Here is a 22344-nt window from a genome sequence, read left to right as displayed (position 1 = left end):
CACTGGCCAGATCCGCACCACGCCAGGGAGCGCACCGTGACCCCGTCGCACACGATCACCGGAGAGGAACCGGAACACCTCACCCAAGCCGCGCGCTGTCAGGCCCAGGTCGACCCGCTCGCCGCGCTGCGCCGGCCCGGCGATCCGCCCTGGGACGTCTATCTGACGGGCACCGTCTTCCTCGACATCATCTTCACCGGCCTGGACTCGGCGCCCGTGCGCGGCACCGAGTCCTGGGCCCGGGGCATGGGCTCCAGCCCCGGCGGGGTCGCCAACATGGCCACGGCCCTGGCCCGGCTCGGTCTGAAGACCTCCCTGGCGGCGGCCTTCGGGGACGACCACTACGGCGAGTACTGCTGGGACGCGCTCGCACAGGGCGAGGGCATCGATCTGTCGGGATCACGGACCGTGCCCGGCTGGCACTCGCCGGTGACGGTGTCCATGGCGTACGAGGGCGAGCGGACCATGGTGTCCCACGGGCACCAGCCGCCCCCGGAGGCCGTGCTCCTCCAGGAGGGTGCCGCGCACTGCCCGCCCCGCGCGCGTGCCGCCGTGGCCTCACTGACGCCCGGTGCGCGCGCGCCGTGGATCGCCGAGGCCGCGCGGGAGGGGACCCGGATCTTCGCCGACGTCGGCTGGGACGACACCGGGGCGTGGGATCTCGCCGGGCTCGCCGATCTGGCGCACTGCGAGGCGTTCCTGCCGAACGCGGAGGAGGCGAAGCGGTACACCGGCTCCGACTGTCCGCGGGTCGCCGCGCACGCCCTGACCGACTATGTGCCGGTGGCCGTGGTGACGCTGGGGTCGGAGGGGGCTTACGCCGTGGACCGGCGGACGGGGGAGGCGGCGGAGGTGCCGGCGATCGCCGTGGAGGCGCTGGATCCGACAGGGGCGGGGGACGTCTTCGTCGCCGGGTTCGTGACGGGGTCGCTGGCGGGGTGGCCGCTGGCGGACCGGCTGGCCTTCGCCGGGCTCACGGCGGCCCTGTCGGTGCAGGAGTTCGGGGGGTCCCTGTCGGCGCCGGGGTGGTCGGAGGTCGGGGCGTGGTGGCGGCGGGTCCAGTCGGTGCCGGGGCAGGATCCCGCGGCGCTGCGCAGGTACGGCTTCCTTGACGCGCTCGTCCCGGAGGAACTGGACCGCCCGTGGCCGTTGCGCCGCGCCGTCCCGACCATCGGGTTCCGCCGGTCCGGCTGAGCGGCCCCCGTTGCCGGGCCGCCCCCCGTTCGAAAAGCCCTACGGGCTTGTCTGTGCACCGTCGTACCCTGGAATCGCGAGGCCGCCCTCAGCTACGCGGCCGTGACGAGGAGGAAGCGCAGGCCTTCAGCGCCGGCCCATGACACAGACACCCACAGCTCACACCACCCCCGCGCAGGAGCAGGCGAGAGCGCAGTTCACCGTCCCCGCCCAGCACCCCATGGTGACCGTGCTGGGTTCCGGCGACTCCCTCCTGCGTGTGATCGAGAGGGCCTTCCCGGGGGCCGACATACATGTCCGGGGCAATGAGATCAGCGCGGTCGGCGATCCCGCCGACGTCGCTCTCATTTCGCGCGTGTTCGACGAGATGATGCTGGTGCTCCGCACCGGGCAGCCGATGACGGAGGACGCAGTGGAACGCTCGATCGCCATGCTCAAGGCGAGCGAGAACGGGACGAGCGACGGCCCCGAGACCCCGGCTCAGGTGCTGACGCAGAACATCCTGTCCTCGCGGGGCCGCACCATCCGCCCCAAGACCCTCAACCAGAAGCGGTACGTCGACGCGATCGACAAGCACACGATCGTCTTCGGCATCGGACCCGCCGGTACCGGCAAGACCTACCTGGCCATGGCCAAGGCCGTACAGGCCCTGCAGTCCAAGCAGGTCAACCGGATCATCCTCACCCGGCCGGCGGTGGAGGCGGGAGAGCGGCTCGGGTTTCTGCCGGGCACGCTCTACGAGAAGATCGACCCCTACCTGCGCCCGCTGTACGACGCGCTGCACGACATGATCGACCCGGACTCCATTCCGCGGTTGATGGCAGCGGGGACGATCGAGGTCGCGCCGCTCGCGTACATGCGCGGCCGGACCCTCAACGACGCCTTCATCATCCTGGACGAGGCCCAGAACACGAGCCCCGAGCAGATGAAGATGTTCCTCACCCGCCTCGGCTTCGACTCGAAGATCGTGATCACGGGTGACGTGACCCAGGTCGACCTGCCGAACGGCACCAAGAGCGGTCTGCGGCAGGTGCAGGAGATCCTGGAGGGCGTCGAGGACGTCCACTTCTCCCGGCTGTCTTCCCACGATGTCGTACGGCACAAGCTGGTGGGCCGTATCGTCGACGCGTACGAGCAATACGACAGCAAGTACGGCACCGAGAACGGCACCCACAAGGGCGGCCGTGGCAAGCCCGGCGCCAAGGGCACCAAGGGGAAGTAGACCAGCACGACCATGTCGATCGACGTCAACAACGAGTCCGGCACCGAGGTCGACGAGCAGGCGATCCTCGACATCGCCCGCTACGCACTCGCGCGGATGCGCATCCACCCGCTCTCCGAGCTCTCGGTGATCGTCGTGGACGCCGACGCCATGGAGCAGCTGCACATCCAGTGGATGGACCTGCCGGGCCCCACCGATGTCATGTCGTTCCCGATGGACGAGCTGCGGCCGCCGTCCAAGGACGACGAAGAGCTGCCGCAGGGGCTGCTCGGCGACATCGTGCTGTGCCCGGAGGTCGCCGCCAAGCAGGGGGCGGAAGCCGAGACACAGCACTCCATGGACGAGGAGCTCCAGCTGCTCACCGTCCACGGCGTGCTGCATCTGCTCGGCTACGACCACGAGGAGCCGGACGAGAAGGCCGAGATGTTCGGGCTCCAGGCCGCCATCGTGGACGGATGGCGCGCCGAGCACGGGCTGACCGGGCCCTCCCCGGCGCCGACCGTCTCATAAGCACATCCATGAGTCCGCAGATCGTGATCGGCGCCATCGCGCTGGTCGTCGTCGCCTGGCTCGCCGCCTGCGCGGAGGCCGGCCTGGCCCGGATCTCCAGCTTCCGCGCCGAGGAGGCCGTCAAGTCCGGCCGTCGCGGCAGCGCGAAACTCGCCCAGGTCGCCGCCGACCCCACCCGCTATCTGAACGTGGCCCTGCTGGTCCGCGTCGCCTGCGAGATGGCGGCGGCGGCCCTGGTCACCTACGCCTGCCTGGAGGCGTTCAGCGCCACCTGGCAGGCGCTGCTGGTCGCCATCGGGGTCATGGTCCTGGTGTCGTACGTGGCCGTGGGGGTGTCGCCGCGCACCATCGGCCGCCAGCACCCCGTGAACACCGCGACGGCGGCGGCGTACGTGCTGCTGCCGCTGGCCGGGATCATGGGGCCGATCCCGTCGCTGCTCATCCTCATCGGCAACGCCCTCACCCCGGGCAAGGGCTTCCGGCGCGGGCCGTTCGCCTCCGAGGCCGAGCTGCGGGCGCTGGTCGACCTCGCCGAGAAGGAGTCGCTGATCGAGGACGAGGAGCGCCGCATGGTGCACTCGGTCTTCGAGCTCGGCGACACGCTCGTCCGCGAGGTCATGGTGCCGCGCACCGACCTGGTCACCATCGAGCGCTTCAAGACCATCCGGCAGGCCCTCACCCTCGCCCTGCGCTCCGGGTTCTCCCGGATCCCGGTCACCGGCGAGAGCGAGGACGACATCGTCGGGATCGTGTATCTGAAGGACCTGGTCCGCAAGACCCACATCAACCGGGAGGCGGAGGGCGACCTGGTCTCCACCGCCATGCGGCCCGCCGCCTTCGTGCCGGACACCAAGAACGCCGGTGACCTGCTGCGCGAGATGCAGAAGGAACGCAACCACGTCGCCGTCGTCATCGACGAGTACGGCGGCACCGCCGGCATCGTCACCATCGAGGACATCCTGGAGGAGATCGTCGGCGAGATCACCGACGAGTACGACCGGGAACTCCCGCCGGTCGAGGACCTCGGCGACGACCGCTTCCGGGTCACGGCCCGCCTGGACATCACCGACCTCGGCGAGCTGTACGGCCTGGAGGAGTACGACGACGAGGACGTGGAGACCGTCGGCGGGCTGCTCGCCAAGGCGCTCGGCCGGGTGCCCATCGCGGGCGCGTCCGCCGAGGTCGAGCTGCCCGACGCCCGCGTCCTGCGGCTGACGGCGGAGGCGGCGTCCGGCCGCCGGAACAAGATCGTGACGGTGCTGGTGGAGCCCGTGCCCGCACCCCCCGCTCAGGAGGAGAAGGCCGAGTGACCCCGCAAGAGCTGCGCGCCTTCTGCCTGTCCTTCAACGCGGCGGTGGAGGACTTCCCGTTCAGTCCGGAGACGTCCGTCTTCAAGGTCCGGGGCAAGCTGTTCGCCCTGACGCGGCTGGACGCGCGGCCCCTGACGGTCAACCTCAAGTGCGACCCGGAGGACGCGGTCCGGCTGCGCACCGAGCACGACGGGCTGATCGTCCCCGGGTATCACATGAACAAGCGGCACTGGAACACCGTGACGGTCGACGGCGGGCTGCCCGCGCGCCTGGTGAAAGAGCTGATCGAGGACTCGTACGACCTCGTCGTCGCCGGGCTGCCGCGGGCGGAGCGGCTGCGGCTGGACCGGCCGTAGGAGCCGTAAATCCGTTGCCGGAACCCGCTGACCCCCTGTCAGAATCCGGCGCATGACGACTCGATATCCACGCCCCCTGCGCCCCGGTGACCGTATAGGGGTGACCTCCCCGTCCAGCGGGGTGGCCGGGAAGATGCGCGCGCGCCTCGACCTCGCGGTGCGGGACCTGGAGGAGCGCGGATACGAGGTGGTCGTCGGCCGGTGCATGGACGGCTCGACGCACCTCAGCGCGCCGGCCGCCGAGCGCGCGGCCGAGCTGACCGGGATGCTGACCGACCCGACGATCCGGGCCGTGGTGCCTCCCTGGGGCGGGGAGACGGCGATCGATCTGCTGCCGCTGCTCGACTTCGAGGCGATCCGGCGGGCCGAGCCGACCTGGGTCGTCGGCTACTCGGACATGTCCACGATCATCACGCCGCTGACCCTGCTCACCGGGGTTGCGACCGTGCACGGCAACAACCTCATGGACACCCCCTACCGGACGCCCGGGGGGCTCAGGTCCTGGCTGGACATCGTGGCGGCACCGCAGGGGGAGCCGTTCGCGCAGACGCCGCCCGGCCGGTACCGGTCCGCCCGCTGGGACGACTGGGTCGGGCACCCGGAGATCCGCGACCTCACCCTGGACGCGGAGGGCACCTGGACGCGGCTCGACGGCGACGGCGACGGGGACGTGGAGGTCGAGGGCCGGCTGATCGGCGGCTGCATCGAGACCGTCGGTCACCTCGCCGGCACCCCGTACCTCGACGTCTCGCGGTTCGCCGGGGACGAGCCGCTGCTCGTCTATGTCGAGGCCTGCGAGGACAACGCGTTCACCATCTGCCGCCACCTGCACGGCCTGCGTCTCGCCGGCTTCTTCGACCGGGCCGCCGCCGTCCTCGTCGGCCGTACCCACGCCCCCGACAGCCCCACCCTCACCCAGCACGAGGCCGTGCTCGACGCGCTCGGTCCGCTCGGGGTGCCGATCGTCGCCGATGTCGAGTGCGGGCATGTCGCCCCCTACCTCCCCCTGGTCAACGGCGCGCGCGGCCGTGTGGTGCACACGGCCGCGCGGAGCGAGATCGTTCAGACCCTGGACTGACCCCCGCTCCGGCCCTGGCGCAGGCCCAGGCCGACCAGGACGGCGGCCGCGAGGACGATCGCCGCGTCCAGGGCGAGGACCGTGTGGACGCCCGACAGCAGGTCGTGGGACGTGGTGGCCAGGACGCCCAGCAGCGGGATGCCGACCGTGATGCCGACCTGCTGGGTGGAGGTCACCAGACCGGTGGCCAGGCCCTGCTCCTCGTCCGGGACACCGGAGGTGACGGTCAGGCCGTACGAGATGATCGCGCCCAGGTGGAACATGCTCGCCAGGGACACGGCGGCCGTGGCCGCCCACACCGACCAGGTGTGGGCGTTCAGCAGGAGCAGCGTCGCGATCAGCGCGCCCTGGCCGGCCAGTGAGCCGACCAGGGTGCGGCGGGCGCCGAAGCGGCCGATCACCTTCGGCGCGAGCGAGCCCGCGACCGCCGACAGCACGCCCTGCACACCGAAGACCAGACCCGTCTCGAACGCCGACAGGTGCAGGACCTCCTGGAGGTACAGGGTCAGCACGAAGATCACCGTCGACATCATCGAGAAGGTGACCAGGCCGCCGAGGTTGCCCCAGGCCACCGTGCGCCGGCGCAGCATCGGCAGCGAGACCAGCGGGGCCCGGGTGCGGGACTCGACCACCGTGAACGCGGTCAGCAGGAGCACGCCGGCGGTCAGCGCCGCGATGACGTCCGCGCGGCCGAAGCCGTGGTCGGCGGCGGTGGACAGGGCGTAGATCAGCGACAGCAGGCCCGCGGTGACCGTGATCGCGCCGGGCACGTCCAGCCGCGGGCGGTCCGGGGTGCGGGACTCGGGCAGCAGGGCGGGGGCCAGGGGCAGCACGATCAGCGCGGACACGGTGAGCAGGGCCATCGTGGAGCGCCAGCCGAGCGTGTCGGTCAGCATCCCGCCCGCGACCATGCCGACCGTGTAGCCCAGCGACATCACCGTGCCGGCGATACCGAGGGCGCGGTCGCGGGCCGGGCCCTCCGGGAAGGTGGTGGTCAGCAGGGACATGGCGGTCGGTACGATCGCCGCCGCACCGAGACCCTGCAGCGCGCGCCCGGCGAGGAACGCCGCCGGGTCCCAGGCCAGGGTCGCCAGCAGCGAGGCCGCGCCGAACAGGGCCAGGCCGGTCAGGAACAGCCTGCGGCGGCCGTACAGGTCGCCGATACGGCCGAAGAGGAGCAGGAAGCCGCCGGAGGGCAGCGCGAACGCGGTGACCGCCCACTGCAGCGCCGAGCGGCTCATACCGAGGTCGGTGCCGAGTTCGGGCAGGGCCACGTTCAGGACGGAGAAGTCCAGCGCGACCATGAACTGGGCCGCACACAGGACGAACAGCACGAGCTTGTCACGCGTCGACAACCGGGGCGGCCGGGGGGTGTCGAGCGCTGTGCCCGTGACGGTGGTGGTCTGAGTGGTGGTGTCGATCGCCATGGCAAGAGCTTCGGGCGTGCGGAATACCGGTGGGGAGTCGGAACTTATGGTGGTGGTGGCACCACCAGACACGACGGGGGAGGAGCGGTACGTGCCTGCTGCTGAGGCGATGCGCAGCCATCGGCGCGACGAGCTGCGGGAGTTCCTGATGAGCCGGCGTGCCCGGGTCAGTCCCGAGGAGGCCGGGCTGCCGGCGGGCGGGGGCCGGCGCCGTACGCCCGGACTGCGTCGGGAGGAGGTCGCCGTGCTCGCCGGGGTGGGGGCTTCCTGGTACCAGTGGCTGGAGCAGGGGCGGGAGATCTCCGTCTCGCCGTCGGTGCTGGACGCCGTGGCCCGGGTGCTGCGGCTGAGCGACGCCGAGCGCCGGCATCTGTATCTGCTGGCCGGGATGAACCCGCCGACGCCCGAAGTGGCCCCGGAGAAGCGGCACATGTGCGACGGGCTGCGGCGGCTGATCGACGCCTGGATGCCGTTTCCGGCGCACATCATGGACCTGTACTACAACTGCGTGATGTACAACGACGCGGCCGCGATCGTGCTGGGCATGCGGTCGGACATCACACAGAACTGCCTGGTCGACTTCTTCACCGACCCCATGTACCGGGCGCGCAGCCACAGCTGGGAGCGGAACGCGCGCACGGTCGTGGCGCAGTTCCGGGCGGCGTGTGCCGCGCGGCCGGACGACGAGGGGTTCCAGGCGGTGCTCGCCGAGGTGAGCGCGGCCAGCCCGGAGTTCGTGGCGCTGTGGGCCGAGCGGGACATCGAGGACCAGGGGCAGATCCGCAAGGAGCTGGAGCATCCGCTGGCCGGGCTGCTGGTGGTGGAGTCCACGGCGCTCAAGGTCCCGGTGCGGCCCGATCTGATGATCGTGCTGCACACTCCGCTGGACGAGGCGAACACCGCGGAGAAGCTGGAGTGGCTGGCCTCTCCGGAGGGGCGGCGGGGTGCGATGTATCCCGTGGCGGGGTGACGCGGCACCCCATGGCGGGGTGGGTGGGCCGTGGCTTCGTATGCTCTGGGCATGACCGAGAGCAACGCGCTTGACCCCGAGGACCGCAAGATCGTGACCCTGGCCCGTTCCGTGCGGGTCCGCAACGGTGTCCCGGAGGGGGCGGCCGTACGGGACGACACCGGGCGTACCTATGCCGCCGGGTCGGTCTCGCTGCCCTCGCTGAAACTGAGCGCGCTGCGTACGGCTGTTGCCATGGCCGTGGCCTCCGGGGCCACGTCGTTGGAGGCGGCGGCGGTCGTGAGTGAGGCGGAGTCCGTGGCCGACGAGGACCTGGCTGCCGTCGCCGACCTCGGGGGCGCGGAGACGCCGGTGTTGCTCGCCGGCCCTGACGGAGCTGTGCGGGTGACTGTTTCCGCCGGCTGACGGCACTGGTAACTGCCGAACGAAAGGTCGGCTGGAATTCAACCTTGTTGGGTTCCTTCCCTTGCGCATCAATGAAGCCATACATCCGACGGGTCGTCAGATCCGCACCCGCCCGTCGGTCCCCCCACACGGCACCCCCCACAGGGAAGGGAAGCGGATCCCCATGAGAGGCAAGCGCACGGCAATGGGTGCGGCACTGGCCGCCGGGGCCCTAGCGGTCACCGGTCTGGCCTTCGCACCCTCCGCGGCCGCCGTCACCCCACAGTCGGCGACCATCACCGCGAGCTGCGGCATCTTCGGCGGCGGCACGGCCGCGCTCACCGCCACCCAGAGCGGCACCTCGGCCACCATCACCCTCATCTCCTCCGCGATCACCGCGCCGGTCGCGGTCGCCCAGGACTCCATCTCCTCCACCCTCACCATGGCCAAGGCGGGCGGCGGATCGGTGGTGTTCAGCGGGACCAAGAACCCCGCCATGAACACCGGCGACGCCGTCAGCGTCGGCCCGCTCCCCGGCACCGTCGCCTCCGGTGACAGCCTCGACGCCTACGGCGGCTCGCTGAAGATGGTGATCTTCGGGGTCACCGTGACCTGCACGGCGAGCGGCCCGCAGTCGCCCGGCCCCTTCGTCTTCGATTGACCGAACTGAGCGATCTGTTCCGGTTCCGGCCGGAAGTCCCGTGGATGCCGCAGAAACTGATGATCCGTCAGGTTTCTGCGGCATCTCCATTGACTTCTCACCCCCGCTCCACATCAATGCCCCCTGTCGGCGCAGACGAGCCGCTGCGCCCGCGACCCTCAGGAGGGGGCCCCATGGGTTCGACACCCCCAAGACCACGAAGATCCCGACGGTGGCGCTGGGCGTCGCTGTTCGGGGCGACGGCGCTCGCGGTCACCGCGGGCGGTGCGCTGGCCGGTCCGGCCGGTGCCGCCGGTACGAACGTGGACTTCGCCACGCACTGCATCCCGCCCGCCGTCGCGGGCATCCCGCCGATCGACGGCACCACGACCGCGAACGTCTCGGTGGACAACACCAGCCCCAAGGTCGGCGACACCGTCACCGTGACCTACACCGTGGTCACCGCCGCCGCCAGCAACCCCACCGACCTGGCCCTGCCCGCCGACATCATGACCCCCACCGGGAAGGTGACCCTCGGCGGCGCCCAGACGGGGGACGTGACCGTCGCCGGGCCGAAGAAGAACCCGCCGGTGCCGGGGAAGGCCGCGTTCCCGTCCTTCTCCATGACCGGCACGTTCACCGTCACCAAGGCCGGGCAGATCACCCTCTCGCCCGGCGACTACAACATCCACACCAGCTACATCCTGGAGCTGGACACCCCGTGCACGGTCACCAATCCGCCCGCCCCCGTGTCGCAGACCGTCACGGCGACGGACGGCACTCCGGCCAACACCCGGGCCATCGCGCTGAGTTCGGCCTCCGGTGACCCAGGGGCCAGTGTGACCGTCACCGGCAGCAACTTCACGCCCGGCGCCACCGTCACCCTGGCCGGCCGGTCCGGCGGCACCCAGACCGCGGACACCGCCACCGCGACCGCGAACGCCCAGGGCTCCTTCAGCGGTTCCCTGGTCGTCAACGACAAGACGACGACCGGGATCGTGGCCTACGAGGGCGGCACCTGGAGCGCGGACAAGGGGGCCGGTCCCGCGGCCTACGTCGTCAACGACAACACCCCCGTCCCGCCCGGCAGCCAGAAGCTGACCACCACCGTCAAGGCGGGCACGCTGTCCATGTCCCAGGCCGGGGACTCCGTCGCGCTGTCGGCGGTCGACTTCGGCAAGGGCGGGGCCTCGACCGGCAAGCTCCGGACCGTGACCGTGCAGGACTTCCGCGGCGGGCCCGCGGGCTGGTCCCTGACCGGCAAGGTCACCGACTTCACTGGCCCCGGCGGCAAGATCGACGCGGGCAAGCTGAGCTGGAATCCCGCCTGCGCCACCAAACCCGGCAGCCCCAGCACCTGCAAGGCCGGCTCGGCGGGCACCGTGGGTGCCGCGGGAGCGACCCTGGCGTCGACCTCCAACGGCACGCTCACCGGCGGTGAGTTCACCGTCGACGCCGGACTCTCCCTGGACATACCGGCGTTCACGCCCCCCGGCGCGTACTCCGGCGTGCTCACGCTGACGCTCACCTGAGCGTGCGGGCGTCCGCACCCGCCCGTCCCCCTGTCTTCCGCCCTGTCTCCCGTCCGTGGGGGTCCGCACCCATGCGCAAGCTGTACGTCCTCCTCCTGGGCCTGATGCTGGCATGGCAGGCCACGCCCGCCCACGCCGCCGACAACGGCAGCTGGTCCGTCTACCCGGTCGCCTCGAAGATCGCCGCTAGGCCCTACTTCTACCTCTCCGCCGACCCCGGCCGGACCGTCACCGACAAGGTCGCCGTCCAGAACAGGACCGGCGGCCCGCTCACCTTCCGGCTCTACGCGGCCGACGCCTACAACACCGCCCGGGACGGCGGTTTCGCCGTGCGCACGCTGAAGGAGCGGATGAGCGGAGTGGGCGCGTGGGCGAAGCCCGCGAAGGACCGGGTCACCGTGCCCGGACACCGCACCGTCACCGTGCCGTTCACCCTCCGCGTCCCGCAGGGTGCCGAACCCGGCGACCACCCGGGCGCCATCGTCGCCCTGGACGAGCGTGTCGACGCGGGCAGCGGATCACTGGCTCTCGGCGTGCAGCGGGCCGTCGGCGCCCGCGTCTACCTCCGGGTCAGCGGACCCACACTGCCCGCGCTCTCCGTCGGGCAGCTGCACATCAGCCACCACCAGCCCCTCATCCCGGGCATCGGCACCGGCACGGCCACCGTCTCCTACACTCTGCGCAACACCGGGAACGTCACCCTCGACCCCAAGGTGGAGCTGAAGGCACGCGGGCTGTTCGGCCGTACGCTGCTCGACCGCGAGCTGACCCGGGTGCCGTCCGAGCTGCTGCCGGGACAGCGGGTCCGGCTCACCGAGACCTGGTCCGGAGCGCCCCAGCTCGACCGGGCGGACGTGACGCTGACCGCGAGCGCGCCGGGCACCCGGCAGTCCGCGAGCGCCTCCTTCCTCGCGCTGCCGTGGCTGGTCGTGGCGCTGGTGTTCGTCGCCGGCGTGGCGGTCGGGATGCTCCTGGTCAGAGCGCGTCGGGGCCGCGTTCGCCGGTCCGCACGCGGACGACCGTCTCCACGGGTACGGCCCACACCTTCCCGTCCCCGATCTTCCCCGTCTGCGCGGCCCTGACGATCGCGTCGATCACCGGGTCCGCGTCGGCGTCCTCGACCACGACCTCGATCCGCACCTTCGGCACCAGGTCGACCCGGTACTCGGCGCCCCGGTACACCTCGGTGTGGCCGCGCTGCCGGCCGTAGCCGCTCGCCTCGGTCACGGTCAGACCGTGCACACCCAGCTCCTGCAGGGCGGTCTTGACCTCGTCCAGACGGTACGGCTTGACGATCGCGGTGATGAGCTTCATGCCTGGGAGTCGACCTTCTGCGTGCTGATGCCGGTGAGGACGGAGTGGGAGACCGGGGCTCCATGGCCCAGGACCCCGTGATCGTAAGCCGTCTCGGCGTGCACCGTAAGGTCCAGGCCGGTCTGCTCCTGCTCCTCGCTCGCGCGCAGGCCCATCGCCTTGTCGAGCAGCTTGCCGAGGCCGTACGTCACCGCGAAGGCGTACGCCGCCACGACCACCACGGCCAGCGCTTGCTTGCCGAGCGGGGCGAGTCCGCCGCCGTAGAAGAGGCCCTCCTCGCCGCCGGTCATCGCTTTCTCGGCGAACAGGCCGATCAGCAGGGTGCCGATGACGCCGCCGACCAGGTGGACGCCCACGACGTCCAGGGAGTCGTCGTAGTTCAGCCGGAACTTCCAGCCGACCGCGTAGGAGCAGACGACTCCGGCGGCGAGGCCGACGACCAGCGCGCCGACCAGCGAGACCGTGCCGCAGGAGGGGGTGATCGCGACCAGACCGGCCACCGCGCCGGAGGCGGCGCCCAGGGTGGTGGGGTGGCCGTCGCGCTTCTGCTCGACGAAGAGCCAGCCGAGCAGGCCGGTGCAGCCGGCGGCCAGGGTGTTCAGGAAGGCGGCCGCGGCGAGGCCGTTCGCGCCGAGCGCGGACCCCGCGTTGAAGCCGAACCAGCCGAACCAGAGCAGACCGGCGCCCAGGATCACCATGGGCAGGTTGTGCGGCCGCATGGCGTCCTTCTTGAAGCCCAGACGCGGGCCGAGGACCAGGCACAGGGCGAGACCGGAGGCGCCGGAGGTGATCTCGACGGGCAGACCGCCCGCGAAGTCGAGCGCGCCGAGCCTGCCGGCGATCCAGCCGCCCGGACCCCACACCCAGTGGGTGATCGGAACGTATACGAGCAGGGTCCAGACCGGGACGAAGACCAGCCACGCCGAGAACTTCGTGCGGTCGGCGACCGCGCCGCTGATCAGGGCGGCGGTGATGATCGCGAAGGTGAGCTGGAAGGTGGCGAAGAGGAGGGTGGGGACGGTGCCGTGCACACTGCCGGGGCCCAGGCCGCTCATACCGGCGTGGTGGAGCCCGCCGATGAGCCCGCCGAACGCGTCGTCACCGAAGGCGAGGGAGTAGCCGGCCGCCAGCCAGACCACCGTGACCAGGGCGATCGAGACGAAGCTCATCATCAGCATGTTGAGGACGCTCTTCGTGCGGACCATGCCGCCGTAGAACAGGGCGAGTCCCGGGGTCATCAGCAGGACGAGGGCGGTCGCGGCGAGCAGCCAGGCGGTGTCGCCGGTGCTCACGTGCGCGGCGGCGAGGGTCACGGGCGTCTCCAACGAGTGGGCGGGCTCGTCAGAGCGTCACCGGTGAGCGTTACCGGTCGCGTACAGGTGTGTTTCCGTGACGTTTCGTTGCGCTGGGGTTACCGGAACCTCACGGTACGGCGGGGCCCGTGGATCAGGGACAATGAACGGCATGAGCGTTCGTACCCAGTCATCCGAGCAGTCGGCCGAGGCCGTCCACCGCGCCGGCTTCGCCTGCTTCGTGGGCCGTCCCAACGCGGGCAAGTCCACCCTCACGAACGCTCTGGTCGGGCAGAAGGTGGCGATCACCGCCAACCAGCCGCAGACGACGCGGCACACGGTGCGTGGGATCGTGCACCGGCCGGACGCACAGCTGATCCTTGTGGACACGCCGGGACTGCACAAGCCGCGCACGCTGCTCGGCGAGCGGCTCAACGACGTCGTACGCACGACGTGGGCCGAGGTCGACGTGATCGGCTTCTGCCTGCCGGCGAACGAGAAGATCGGGCCCGGCGACCGCTTCATCGCCAAGGAACTGGCCGGGATCCGCAAGACCCCGAAGGTCGCCATCGTCACCAAGACCGACCTGGTCGACTCCAAGGCCCTCGCCGAGCAGCTGATCGCGATCGACCAGCTCGGCAAGGACCTGGGCATCGAGTGGGCGGAGATCGTGCCGGTGTCGGCGGTCGGCGCCAAGCAGGTGGATCTGCTGGCGGACCTGCTGATCCCGCTGCTGCCGGAGGGCCCCGCGCTCTACCCCGAGGGCGATCTGACGGACGAGCCCGAGCAGGTCATGATCGCGGAGCTCATCCGCGAGGCCGCGCTGGAGGGCGTCCGCGACGAGCTGCCCCACTCCATCGCCGTGGTCGTGGAGGAGATGCTCCCGCGCGAGGACCGCCCCGCGGACCGTCCCCTGCTGGACATCCACGCCAACGTCTACATCGAGCGCCCCAGCCAGAAGGGCATCATCATCGGCCCCAAGGGCAAGCGTTTGAAGGAGGTCGGCATCAAGTCCCGCAAGCACATCGAGGCGCTGCTGGGCACGCCGGTCTTCCTGGACCTGCACGTCAAGGTCGCCAAGGACTGGCAGCGGGACCCGAAGCAGCTCCGCAGGCTCGGGTTCTAACCGACGGCACTGTGTGGGGTCATGTCCTGCAGCCCCACCACCCTCAGCAACTGGAGCCGCTCGTACGACTCCGTGCCCGGGCGGGCCGTGTGCAGGACGAGCCGGTGGCGGTGGTCGTCGGTCAGGAGGACCTCGCAGTCGAGTTCCAGGAGGCCCACCACCGGGTGTCGGAAGCGCTTTGTCGCGCTGCGCCGTACCGCCACCTCGTGTTCGTCCCAGAGGCGGGCGAACTCCGCGCTGGTGGCCCGGAGTTCGGCGACCAGCCCGGCCGGTTCGGGGTCGTCGGGGCGGGCCGCGGTCACCGCGCGCAGGTTCGCCACGTGCTGACGCGCGTGGTCCGGCACGTCCTCCGGCGGGAACAGCTCGCGTCCGGCCGGGTCCAGGAAGAAGCGGCGCACCAGGTTGCGTTCACGCGGCGGACGGGTCAGCGCGTCTCCTGAGAGAGCCCTGGACATCGCGTTCTGCGCCAGTACCTCCCCGCAGTCCGTCACCACGAGCGCCGGCGCGTCGTGCAGCCGGTCCAGGACCAGCAGCAGCCCGGGCCGAACGTGGCTGGAGGTCGTCTCCCGGCGTGGCGGCTCCTCGCCCGACAGGTGGAAGAGGTGGTCCCGTTCGTCGTCGGTCAGGCGCAGCGCCCGGGCCAGCGCCGTGAGCATCTGGCGGGACGGGCGCGGGCCCCGGCACTGTTCCAGCCGGGTGTAGTAGTCGACCGACATGCCGGCCAGCGACGCCACCTCCTCCCGCCGCAGGCCCGGGGTACGGCGGCGGGCGCCGGGCGTGAGGCCCACGTCGGTCGGGTCCAGCCGGGCACGGCCACGGCGCAGGAAGTCGGCGAGTTCGGCTCGGTTCACCTCTTCAGGGTGGGGCAGCGCGCCGGGGTTATCCAGGGAGTGTCGGTCCCCTGATCGGGAGGTCTCTCCCGGCCGGCGCGACACCGCCCGACAGTGGTGGCACCAGGTCGAGAGGAGCGGAAGATGCTGACATTGGTGACGGGCACCACGGGACAGGTCGGCCGGCGTTTCGTGCCGAGGCTGCTGGCCCAGCGGCGGCCGGGCGAGCAGGTACGGGTCCTGGTGCGGGACGCGGCGCGCGGCGAGGTCCTCGCCGAGCTGGGCGCCCAGGTCGCCGTCGGCGATCTGCGGGACGAGGAGACGCTCGGCAAGGCGCTCGCCGGGGTGGACGCGGTCGTGAACATCGCGGCGTCCTTCCGCGGGGTGCCGGACGAGGAGGCGTGGGCCGTGAACCGGGACGCGGCCGTGGCCCTGGGCCGCGCCGCACTGGCCTCGGGTGTGCGGCGCTTCGTGCAGGTCAGCACGGGTCTCGTGTACGGCGTCGGGCGGGGCCGCCCGCTGACCGAGGACGACGAGACCCGGCCCGGAGGCGCGATGTGGGGCGCCTATCCCGAGTCCAAGGCGGCGGCCGAACGGGAACTGCTCGCGCTGGAGGGCATGGAGGTGCGGATCGGCCGCCTGCCCTTCGTCTACGGCGACGGCGACCCGCACCTCGCCCAGTCCCTGCGCTGGGCCACGCACTGGGCGTCCACCCAGCGGCTGCACATGGGCCACCACGCCGACGTCGCCCAGGGGCTGCTGCGCCTGCTGTACGCACCGGCGGTCGGCGGCCCCGTCTACAACATCGCCGACGACGCCCCCGTCACGGCGGTCGAGCTGCACCGGCTGAACGGCGTCGAGGTGCCCGCCGACATGCACACCCGCACCGACCCCGACCCATGGCTGGGGGTCATGTCCACCGAGCGGATCCGCCGGGACCTCGGCTTCCGGCCCCTCTATCCGACCGTCTGGGCCGCCCGCGACGCCGGAGTCCTCTGAGCCGCCCAGGCCCTGTCCAGCCGACTAGTCGACCCCCCTGATCCGCCCCACCAGCACCGCCCCCGCCAGCCCGATCACCGCCGCCACCAGGTACAGCACCCGGTAGCCGCCCAGATAGGTCACGATCGGCGCCGCCAGAGCGGGGGCGGCCACCTGGGGCAGGGCGTTGGCCACGTTGATGACTCCGAGGTCCTTGCCCCGGTCCAGCGCCTTCGGCAGGACGTCGGTCATCAGCGCGAAGTCGACGGAGGTGAACACGCCGAAGCCGACGCCGAGGACGGCCGCCGCCACGAGCGCGCCGGGCCAGGTCTGCCAGCCGGCCAGGGCCGCCGTCGCCACCGCCATCAGCACGCCCGACCAGACGACGAACGGCTTGCGCCGGCCCACCCGGTCCGACCAGACGCCGCCCGCCACGACCGTCGCCATCAGCGTCAGGCTGTTGACGGCCGTCAGGATCAGCACGCCCTGGCCGGGGTCGGCGTAGTGCAGGCGGTCCCGCAGGTAGTAGAGGAGGTACAACAGCACCAGCGAGTTGCTGAGGTTGATCAGAAACCGGGTCAGCCAGGCCCAGCCGAGGTCGGGGTACCGGCGCGGGCTCAGCCAGAAGCCCGCGAGGAACCCGCGCCGGGACCACGGCGGGCGGTCCTCCGGCGGCAGCCGCAGGTCGGCGTAGCGCAGCACGTACGGCAGCACGCCCGCCGCCGTGAACACCGCGCACGCCGCATACCCGGCCCCCACTCCGCCCGCCACGGTCGCGAGTCCCGTGCCGCCGACCACGCCCAGGATCTGCGCCGCCCCCAGCCAGCCGCCCACCGCGCCCCGTTGGCGCCGGGGCACCCGGTCCGGCACGGCCGCCGTCACCGCCGCGAACGCCGCGTTCAGCGTGAGCTGCACCAGGCACCAGCCCACCGCCATGGACCACACCCCGCCCGCCCGAGCGAGCAGCAGCAGGGACAGCGCGCCGCCCGCCGACCCCGCCACGATCCACGGCGTACGGCGGCCGGGGCGGGCGGTCGTACGGTCGGACAGGGCGCCGAAGAGCGGGTTGGCGAACAGGGAGACCACCGCGCCGGCGCCGGTCACCCAGGCGAGCATGGTCTCCTTGGACATCCCGGAGCCGGGTGCGAAGTCTTTCGCCTGGGAGGCGAGCAGGATCTGCAGCGGGCCGAACCAGCCGACCCAGATCGCCCCGTTGGCCAGCGAGAGGGCCGCCGTCCAGCCCCGGCCGACCGGTTCGACGGGCTCGGCCAGCGCGGCCGGGGCACGGACCGTGGCCGCCTCCGTGCCGTCATCCTGCGCGGTCATCGCGGGCCGTCATCTCTGGGCCCGGAGCAGGTCCCGGAACCAGTGGTAGGAGGCCTTCGGGGTGCGCTTCAGCGTCTGGTAGTCCACGTGCACCAGGCCGAAGCGGCGCTGATAGCCCTCGGCCCACTCGAAGTTGTCCATCAGGGACCACACGAAGTAACCGCGCACGTCCACGCCGGCCGCCATGGCGGTGTGCAGGGCGCGGATGTGGGCGTCCAGGTAGGCGATGCGGTCCTGGTCGTCGAGGCCGTCGTAGGAGCAACCGTTCTCGGTGACGATGATCGGCGGGAGCCGGTCGCCGTAGGTCTCGCGGAAGCCGCACAGCAGCTCGGTGAGGCCTTCGGGGACGATCGGCCAGCCGAAGTCGGTGACCGCCCGTCCCTCGATCTGCCGTACCGAGAAGGGAAGTTCGGCGGGCAGCGCCAGACCGCCGTACTCGCTGTCGGTGCCGACGGGGGCACCGACCCGGGCCGGCGCGTAGTAGTTGATCCCGTACCAGTCGACGGGCTCGGCGATGACCTTCAGGTCCTCCTGCACGTCGCCAGGCATCAACTCGCCCATGCCTTCGGGATATTGACCGAGGATGACCGGCTCGGCGAACAGGCGGTTGAGCAGGACGTCGTAGAAGCCGGCCGCCTCCGTGTCCGCCGGGTCGGCGGAGGCGGGCCAGGTGGGGCCGTGGGAGTTGGCGATGCCGATGTCCGCCGCTCCGGCCGCGCGCAGGGCTCGTACCGCGAGGCCGTGGGCGAGGAGCTGGTGGTGGGCGACCGGGAGCGCGTCGAAGAGGAGCTGTCTGCCCGGGGCGTGGGCGCCGAGGGCGTGGCCGAGGAGGGTGTGCTCGGCGGGCTCGTTGAGGGTGATCCACTTGGTGACGCGGTCGCCGAGCCGCTCGGCCACCACGGAGACGTACTCGGCGAACCGGTCCGCCGTGTCCCGCCGGAGCCAGTCCAGGGAGGCGGGCAGGTCCCAGTGGAAGAGGGTGGGCACGGGCCGTACGCCCACCGCGCACAGCTCGTCCACCAGGCGGTCGTAGAAGTCCAGGCCGCCGGGGGAGTTGACCCGGGGCCAGGAGACGGAGAAGCGGTACGCGTCCACGCCGAGGCCGGCGAGGAGGGCCACGTCCTCCCGGTGGCGGTGGTAGTGGTCGCAGGCCACCGCCGCCGTCGAACCGTCCTTCACCCGCCCCGGTCCGGCCGTGAACACGTCCCACACGGACGCCTCGCGCTCGTCCGCCGCCCCCTCGATCTGATGGGCGGAGGTCGACACGCCCCACAGGAAGTCGGCCGGGAACCGAGGTATCGGATTGCCTGCGTCAGTCGCCATGGCCGGATCATCCTCAGCCGAGGTTACCGTGGGTAAGGATTCACAACTTCTCCACATCCCATTACATGTTCATCGCGACTTATTAATGATCTCCTCATAAGCGGAAGGGGTGACTGACGTCAAACCTGGCCAATCGGGCGGCCGTTGCGCGCATATACCGGGTAAATCGCCCAAGGCGTCACGTGTCTCACGATTGATCGAATGGCGGAGACGCAAGTACCTTCCGGGTCTTGTTTCACCGTCAACCAGTCGATCACGGGGAGCCATGGACCTTCTCTCACCGTCGCCCACGCGTCCGGCCTCCGAGGACAGCGCACCCGTTCCGGCCGAGCACGCCGCGGCCGCCGTGGCCGTCGTGGGCCTGGGCTATGTCGGGCTGCCCACCGCGCTCGCCCTGCTGGCGGCGGGCAACGAGGTCGTCGGCATCGATGTCAGCGAGGCCCGCCTCGCCGCCGTCCGCAGCGGCGACGTCGACCTGCTGCCGAGCGACCACGACCGGCTCACCGCCCACCGGGACGACCCGCGCTTCGCCCTGACCGCGGACCCCGCCGCCATCCAGCGGGCGCGCACCGTGGTCGTCTGCGTGCCGACCCCCGTCGACCGTCACCTCGTCCCCGACCTGAACGCCCTGTCCGCCGCCTGCGCCGCGGTGGTGGCCCACGCCGTGCCCGGCCAGCTGATCATGCTGACCTCCACGACCTACGTCGGCACCACCCGCGAACTGCTGGTCGAGCCGCTCACCGCGCGCGGATTCCGGGTGGGCACCGATGTGTTCGTGGCCTTCTCGCCCGAGCGCATCGACCCGGGCAACGCCCACCACGCCCAGGACAGGACGCCCCGGGTGGCCGGCGGCACCAACGACCTGACCAACCGCCTGACCGAGGCGGTCCTGCAGCGCACCGCGCCGGCCGTGCACCTGCTGCCCTCCGCCGAGCAGGCGGAGATGACCAAGCTGTGGGAGAACACCTTCCGCGCCGTCAACATCGCGCTGGCCAACGAGTTCGCCGAGGACTGCCGGGTCCTCGGCCTGGAGCCGATGCCGATCATCGAGGCGGCCGCCACCAAGCCGTACGGCTTCATGCCCTTCTACCCCGGCCCCGGCGTCGGCGGACACTGCATACCCTGCGATCCGCACTACCTGCTCTGGCAGTTGCGCGCCCGCCGGGTCTCCTCGCCGCTCGTCGACACCGCCATGACCGCGATCGCCGGCCGCCCGCGCCGGGTCGTGCAGCGCGCCCGTGACCTGCTCGCCGAGCACGGCAGGTCCGTCTCCGGCGCCCGCGTCCTGGTCGTCGGGGTCGCCTACAAGCCCGGTGTCGCCGACCTGCGCGAGTCCCCGGCCCTGGAGATCCTGGAGGAACTGGCGGCCGACGGCGCCAAGGTCGAGTTCTTCGACCCGCTGGTGACCTCGCTGCGCCTCGGCGCCGCCGTGCACACCAGCGTCCCGGAACCGGCCGGCCAGGAGTGGGACCTCGTGCTGGTGCACACCCTGCACCCCGGCGTCGGCCTCGACTGGCTCACCGGGCAACCGCTGGTGCTGGACGCCACCTACCGGCTCGACTCCGTCACCGCCAAGGCGGTCGTGTGAGCAACGGAGCACACCGCTCGCCGGGCGGCGAGTGGCGGTACGAGGAGATGGCCGACACCCCCGGCGAACAGCACGGCTGGGCCGGGGAGGACGCCATGGCGTACGTCGACGAGGCCTTCGGCGGACGGCGCGGCACCACCGCGCGGGAAACGACGCCGTACGGTCCCGGCGGCGCCGTGCCGTACGACCCCGAGGCCGCGACGGCGTACCACCCCGCACCCACGACGCGGTACGCAGCCCCGCCCGCCCCCGCGACGCCGTTCGAAGCCGCACCCGAGTTCGCGTACAGCACCGCGTCCGCCCCGGCCCGCGCCCACACCGGCACCCGCGAGGCGACGTCGGCCCGCCCGGCCGCCGTACCCGCACGGCCTGGCCGCCCCACCGCGGCCCCCGTCCCGCTGCCCCGGCTGCGCTCGGCCCGCCGCCACCAGCCCGGCTTCATACGCCGGCGGCTGGACCGGCAGGACCCGGCGATCCGGCACGCGGCCCGGCGCGTCCTGACGCTGCTGTGCCTGCTGCCGCTGCTGCTGATCCTCGCCCGCGAGGCGCCCCGGCTGGCCCAGAGCCCGCTGGTGCTCGGCTACGGCTTCACCGTGCTGGTCGGCACCATCGCCATGCTCTACATCGCCTACAGCCGCTACGACGACCCGTCCGAGCGGCAGCTCAGGCGCCGGCCCCGCGCCAAGGACCTCGCCTCCTTCCCCGCCCTGCCCTCCGTGCCCCGGGTCTCCTTCCTGCTCGCGGTGAAGGACGAGGAGGAGTGCATCGAGGCCTGTGTGCGCTCCATGGCCGGCAGCGAGTACCCGGACCTGCAGATCATCGTGGTCGACGACCTCTCCGAGGACGGCACCCGCGACGTACTGCGCCGCCTGGAGGCCGAACTCGGCATCACCGTCATCTACCTGGAGAAGAACCTCGGCAAGAAGCACGCCCTGGTGCGGGCCTGCGAGATCGCCGACGGCGACGTCATCGCGTTCACCGACTCCGACTGCATCCTCGCCCCGGACGCCCTGGCCCGCTGTGTCCGCGCCCTGGTGACCCACCCCGAGCTGGGCGCCGTCAGCGGTCACGCCCGCGCGCTGAACGCGGCCGACACCTTCTTCACCAAGGCCCAGGACGTCTGGTACGAGGGCCAGTTCCGGGTCGCCAAGGCCGCCGAGGCCACCTTCGGCTCGGTGACCTGCGTCTCCGGTCCGCTGGCCGTGTTCCGCCGGGACGCCATCTACAACTACCTGCCCGCCTGGGCCGGCGACCGCTTCCTCGGCGCGCCCTTCCGCTTCGCCACCGACCGCCAGCTCACCGGCTATGTGCTGGGCCAGCGCTGGCGCGGCAAGGCCCTCAAGCGGCGCCACGCCGACTCCCCGTTCGTCACCGCCCAGGACTACCCCGAGCGCACCTGGCGGATCGGGTACGTGCAGTCGGCGAAGGTGTGGACGAACGTGCCGGCGCGCTTCAAGCCGTTCATGAAGCAGCAGATCCGCTGGAAGAAGAGCTTCATCCGGAACCTGTTCTTCACCGGCTCGTTCATGTGGCGCCGCGGCTTCGGCCCGGCCGCCCTCTACTACGGGCACGCCCTGTGGGTGGTCGCGGCGCCGGTCATGGCGTTCCGGCACCTGCTGTGGGCCCCGCTGCACGGCGCGGCCTTCCTCACCCTGCTGTACATCTGCGGGGTGATCCTCAAGGGCTGTGTCTGGGGACTCGCCTTCAAGATCGACAACCCGGGTGACGGCCGCTGGCGGTACCGCCCGCTGATGAGCCTGCTGTCCGCGCTGATCCTGGCCTGGCTGCTGCCGTACTCCTTCGCCACCATCCGGCGCGGAGTGTGGGCGCGGGGGGCGAACTGATGAAGCGCCCACCCCTCGTGCTGCGGCTCCTCGCCGCCCTGCTGACCTCCGCCGTGGTGTGCGGCGTGTACCTGATCGTGCTGACGAGAGGAAGCATCCT

21 protein-coding genes are annotated in these 22344 nt (G+C 71.7%); 15 read left to right on the top strand and 6 right to left on the bottom strand.

Going from position 1 to position 22344, the window contains the following annotated elements; translation table 11 throughout:
- Positions 1-36: 36 nt before the first annotated feature.
- The 6 genes from ACFYOH_RS07680 to ACFYOH_RS07655 all read left to right on the top strand — a co-directional run bounded on the left by ACFYOH_RS07680 (position 37) and on the right by ACFYOH_RS07655 (position 5670).
- Positions 37-1194, top strand: coding sequence for a carbohydrate kinase family protein (locus ACFYOH_RS07680; protein ID WP_388622196.1), 1158 nt, complete (start codon positions 37-39; stop codon positions 1192-1194).
- 139 nt (positions 1195-1333) lie between these two features.
- Positions 1334-2416, top strand: a complete 1083-nt coding sequence (locus tag ACFYOH_RS07675) for a PhoH family protein (protein WP_388622194.1) — start codon at positions 1334-1336, stop codon at positions 2414-2416.
- 12 nt (positions 2417-2428) lie between these two features.
- Positions 2429-2926 carry an rRNA maturation RNase YbeY gene (ybeY, locus tag ACFYOH_RS07670; protein ID WP_388622192.1) on the top strand — a complete coding sequence of 166 codons (498 nt, stop codon included), beginning with the start codon at positions 2429-2431 and terminating at the stop codon, positions 2924-2926.
- An 8-nt stretch (positions 2927-2934) separates the two neighbouring features.
- A complete protein-coding gene (locus tag ACFYOH_RS07665) occupies positions 2935-4236 on the top strand; it encodes a hemolysin family protein (protein WP_388622190.1) in 1302 nt (433 codons plus the stop codon).
- Positions 4233-4592, top strand: coding sequence for an MmcQ/YjbR family DNA-binding protein (locus ACFYOH_RS07660; protein WP_388622188.1), 360 nt, complete (start codon positions 4233-4235; stop codon positions 4590-4592). The genes ACFYOH_RS07665 and ACFYOH_RS07660 overlap by 4 nt, the downstream gene beginning before the upstream one ends.
- Positions 4593-4644: 52 nt before the next feature.
- Positions 4645-5670 (top strand): S66 peptidase family protein, encoded by a 1026-nt coding sequence (locus tag ACFYOH_RS07655; RefSeq protein ID WP_388622186.1) that lies wholly within the window; start codon positions 4645-4647, stop codon positions 5668-5670.
- Here the strand turns inward: ACFYOH_RS07655 and ACFYOH_RS07650 are convergent.
- Complete coding sequence (locus ACFYOH_RS07650) at positions 5655-7097, bottom strand: MFS transporter (RefSeq protein WP_388622184.1); 1443 nt, start codon at positions 7095-7097, stop codon at positions 5655-5657. The two genes, ACFYOH_RS07655 and ACFYOH_RS07650, sit on opposite strands and share 16 nt — an antisense overlap.
- A gap of 109 nt (positions 7098-7206) precedes the next feature.
- Here ACFYOH_RS07650 and ACFYOH_RS07645 point away from each other — a divergent pair, with 109 nt between their 5' ends.
- The 5 genes from ACFYOH_RS07645 (at position 7207) to ACFYOH_RS07625 (ending at position 11705) form a co-directional block, all read left to right on the top strand.
- A complete protein-coding gene (locus tag ACFYOH_RS07645; RefSeq protein WP_388622341.1) occupies positions 7207-8067 on the top strand; it encodes a helix-turn-helix transcriptional regulator in 861 nt (286 codons plus the stop codon).
- A 51-nt stretch (positions 8068-8118) separates the two neighbouring features.
- The gene (locus ACFYOH_RS07640; RefSeq protein WP_388622182.1) at positions 8119-8472 is read left to right on the top strand and encodes a cytidine deaminase; all 354 of its coding nucleotides are present in this window, start codon (positions 8119-8121) and stop codon (positions 8470-8472) included.
- Positions 8473-8635: 163 nt separating this feature from the next.
- Positions 8636-9112: a hypothetical protein gene (locus ACFYOH_RS07635; protein ID WP_388622180.1), complete on the top strand. Its 477-nt coding sequence runs from the start codon at positions 8636-8638 to the stop codon at positions 9110-9112.
- A gap of 173 nt (positions 9113-9285) precedes the next feature.
- Positions 9286-10623 carry a beta-xylosidase gene (locus ACFYOH_RS07630; RefSeq protein ID WP_388622178.1) on the top strand — a complete coding sequence of 446 codons (1338 nt, stop codon included), beginning with the start codon at positions 9286-9288 and terminating at the stop codon, positions 10621-10623.
- 71 nt (positions 10624-10694) lie between these two features.
- Positions 10695-11705: a WxL protein peptidoglycan domain-containing protein gene (locus ACFYOH_RS07625; protein ID WP_388622176.1), complete on the top strand. Its 1011-nt coding sequence runs from the start codon at positions 10695-10697 to the stop codon at positions 11703-11705.
- Here ACFYOH_RS07625 and ACFYOH_RS07620 read toward each other — a convergent pair.
- Together ACFYOH_RS07620 and ACFYOH_RS07615 are read right to left on the bottom strand one after the other, a co-directional pair.
- A complete protein-coding gene (locus ACFYOH_RS07620) occupies positions 11599-11937 on the bottom strand; it encodes a P-II family nitrogen regulator (RefSeq protein WP_361244217.1) in 339 nt (112 codons plus the stop codon). The two genes, ACFYOH_RS07625 and ACFYOH_RS07620, sit on opposite strands and share 107 nt — an antisense overlap.
- Entirely contained in the window at positions 11934-13250 is a 1317-nt protein-coding gene (locus ACFYOH_RS07615; protein ID WP_388622173.1) for an ammonium transporter, read from the bottom strand. Before ACFYOH_RS07615 ends, ACFYOH_RS07620 begins: the two co-directional genes overlap by 4 nt.
- Before the next feature lie 151 nt (positions 13251-13401).
- Between ACFYOH_RS07615 and era the strand changes: the two genes are divergently transcribed.
- Complete coding sequence (gene era / locus ACFYOH_RS07610; RefSeq protein WP_388622171.1) at positions 13402-14355, top strand: GTPase Era; 954 nt, start codon at positions 13402-13404, stop codon at positions 14353-14355.
- Here era and ACFYOH_RS07605 read toward each other — a convergent pair.
- On the bottom strand, positions 14352-15206 hold the full coding sequence (locus tag ACFYOH_RS07605) for a helix-turn-helix transcriptional regulator (protein WP_388622169.1): 855 nt from the start codon (positions 15204-15206) through the stop codon (positions 14352-14354). The genes era and ACFYOH_RS07605 overlap by 4 nt on opposite strands.
- A gap of 123 nt (positions 15207-15329) precedes the next feature.
- Here ACFYOH_RS07605 and ACFYOH_RS07600 point away from each other — a divergent pair, with 123 nt between their 5' ends.
- The gene (locus tag ACFYOH_RS07600) at positions 15330-16184 is read left to right on the top strand and encodes an NAD-dependent epimerase/dehydratase family protein (RefSeq protein WP_388622167.1); all 855 of its coding nucleotides are present in this window, start codon (positions 15330-15332) and stop codon (positions 16182-16184) included.
- A gap of 24 nt (positions 16185-16208) precedes the next feature.
- Here ACFYOH_RS07600 and ACFYOH_RS07595 read toward each other — a convergent pair whose 3' ends face one another.
- Positions 16209-17489 (bottom strand): MFS transporter, encoded by a 1281-nt coding sequence (locus tag ACFYOH_RS07595; protein ID WP_388622165.1) that lies wholly within the window; start codon positions 17487-17489, stop codon positions 16209-16211.
- Positions 17490-17498: 9 nt separating this feature from the next.
- Entirely contained in the window at positions 17499-18812 is a 1314-nt protein-coding gene (locus tag ACFYOH_RS07590) for a GH1 family beta-glucosidase (RefSeq protein ID WP_388622163.1), read from the bottom strand.
- Positions 18813-19077: 265 nt separating this feature from the next.
- Between ACFYOH_RS07590 and ACFYOH_RS07585 the strand changes: the two genes are divergently transcribed.
- Together ACFYOH_RS07585 and ACFYOH_RS07580 are read left to right on the top strand one after the other, a co-directional pair.
- Positions 19078-20400 (top strand): nucleotide sugar dehydrogenase, encoded by a 1323-nt coding sequence (locus ACFYOH_RS07585; RefSeq protein WP_388622161.1) that lies wholly within the window; start codon positions 19078-19080, stop codon positions 20398-20400.
- Positions 20397-22244: a glycosyltransferase gene (locus tag ACFYOH_RS07580; RefSeq protein ID WP_388622159.1), complete on the top strand. Its 1848-nt coding sequence runs from the start codon at positions 20397-20399 to the stop codon at positions 22242-22244. Before ACFYOH_RS07585 ends, ACFYOH_RS07580 begins: the two co-directional genes overlap by 4 nt.
- Positions 22245-22344: the final 100 nt, after the last annotated feature.

The organism is Streptomyces sp. NPDC007856, from assembly GCF_042868225.1.
GTDB lineage: Bacteria > Actinomycetota > Actinomycetes > Streptomycetales > Streptomycetaceae > Streptomyces.
Note: the sequence above shows the minus strand (reverse complement) of the source record. Positions and strands in the feature narration are given on the sequence as shown.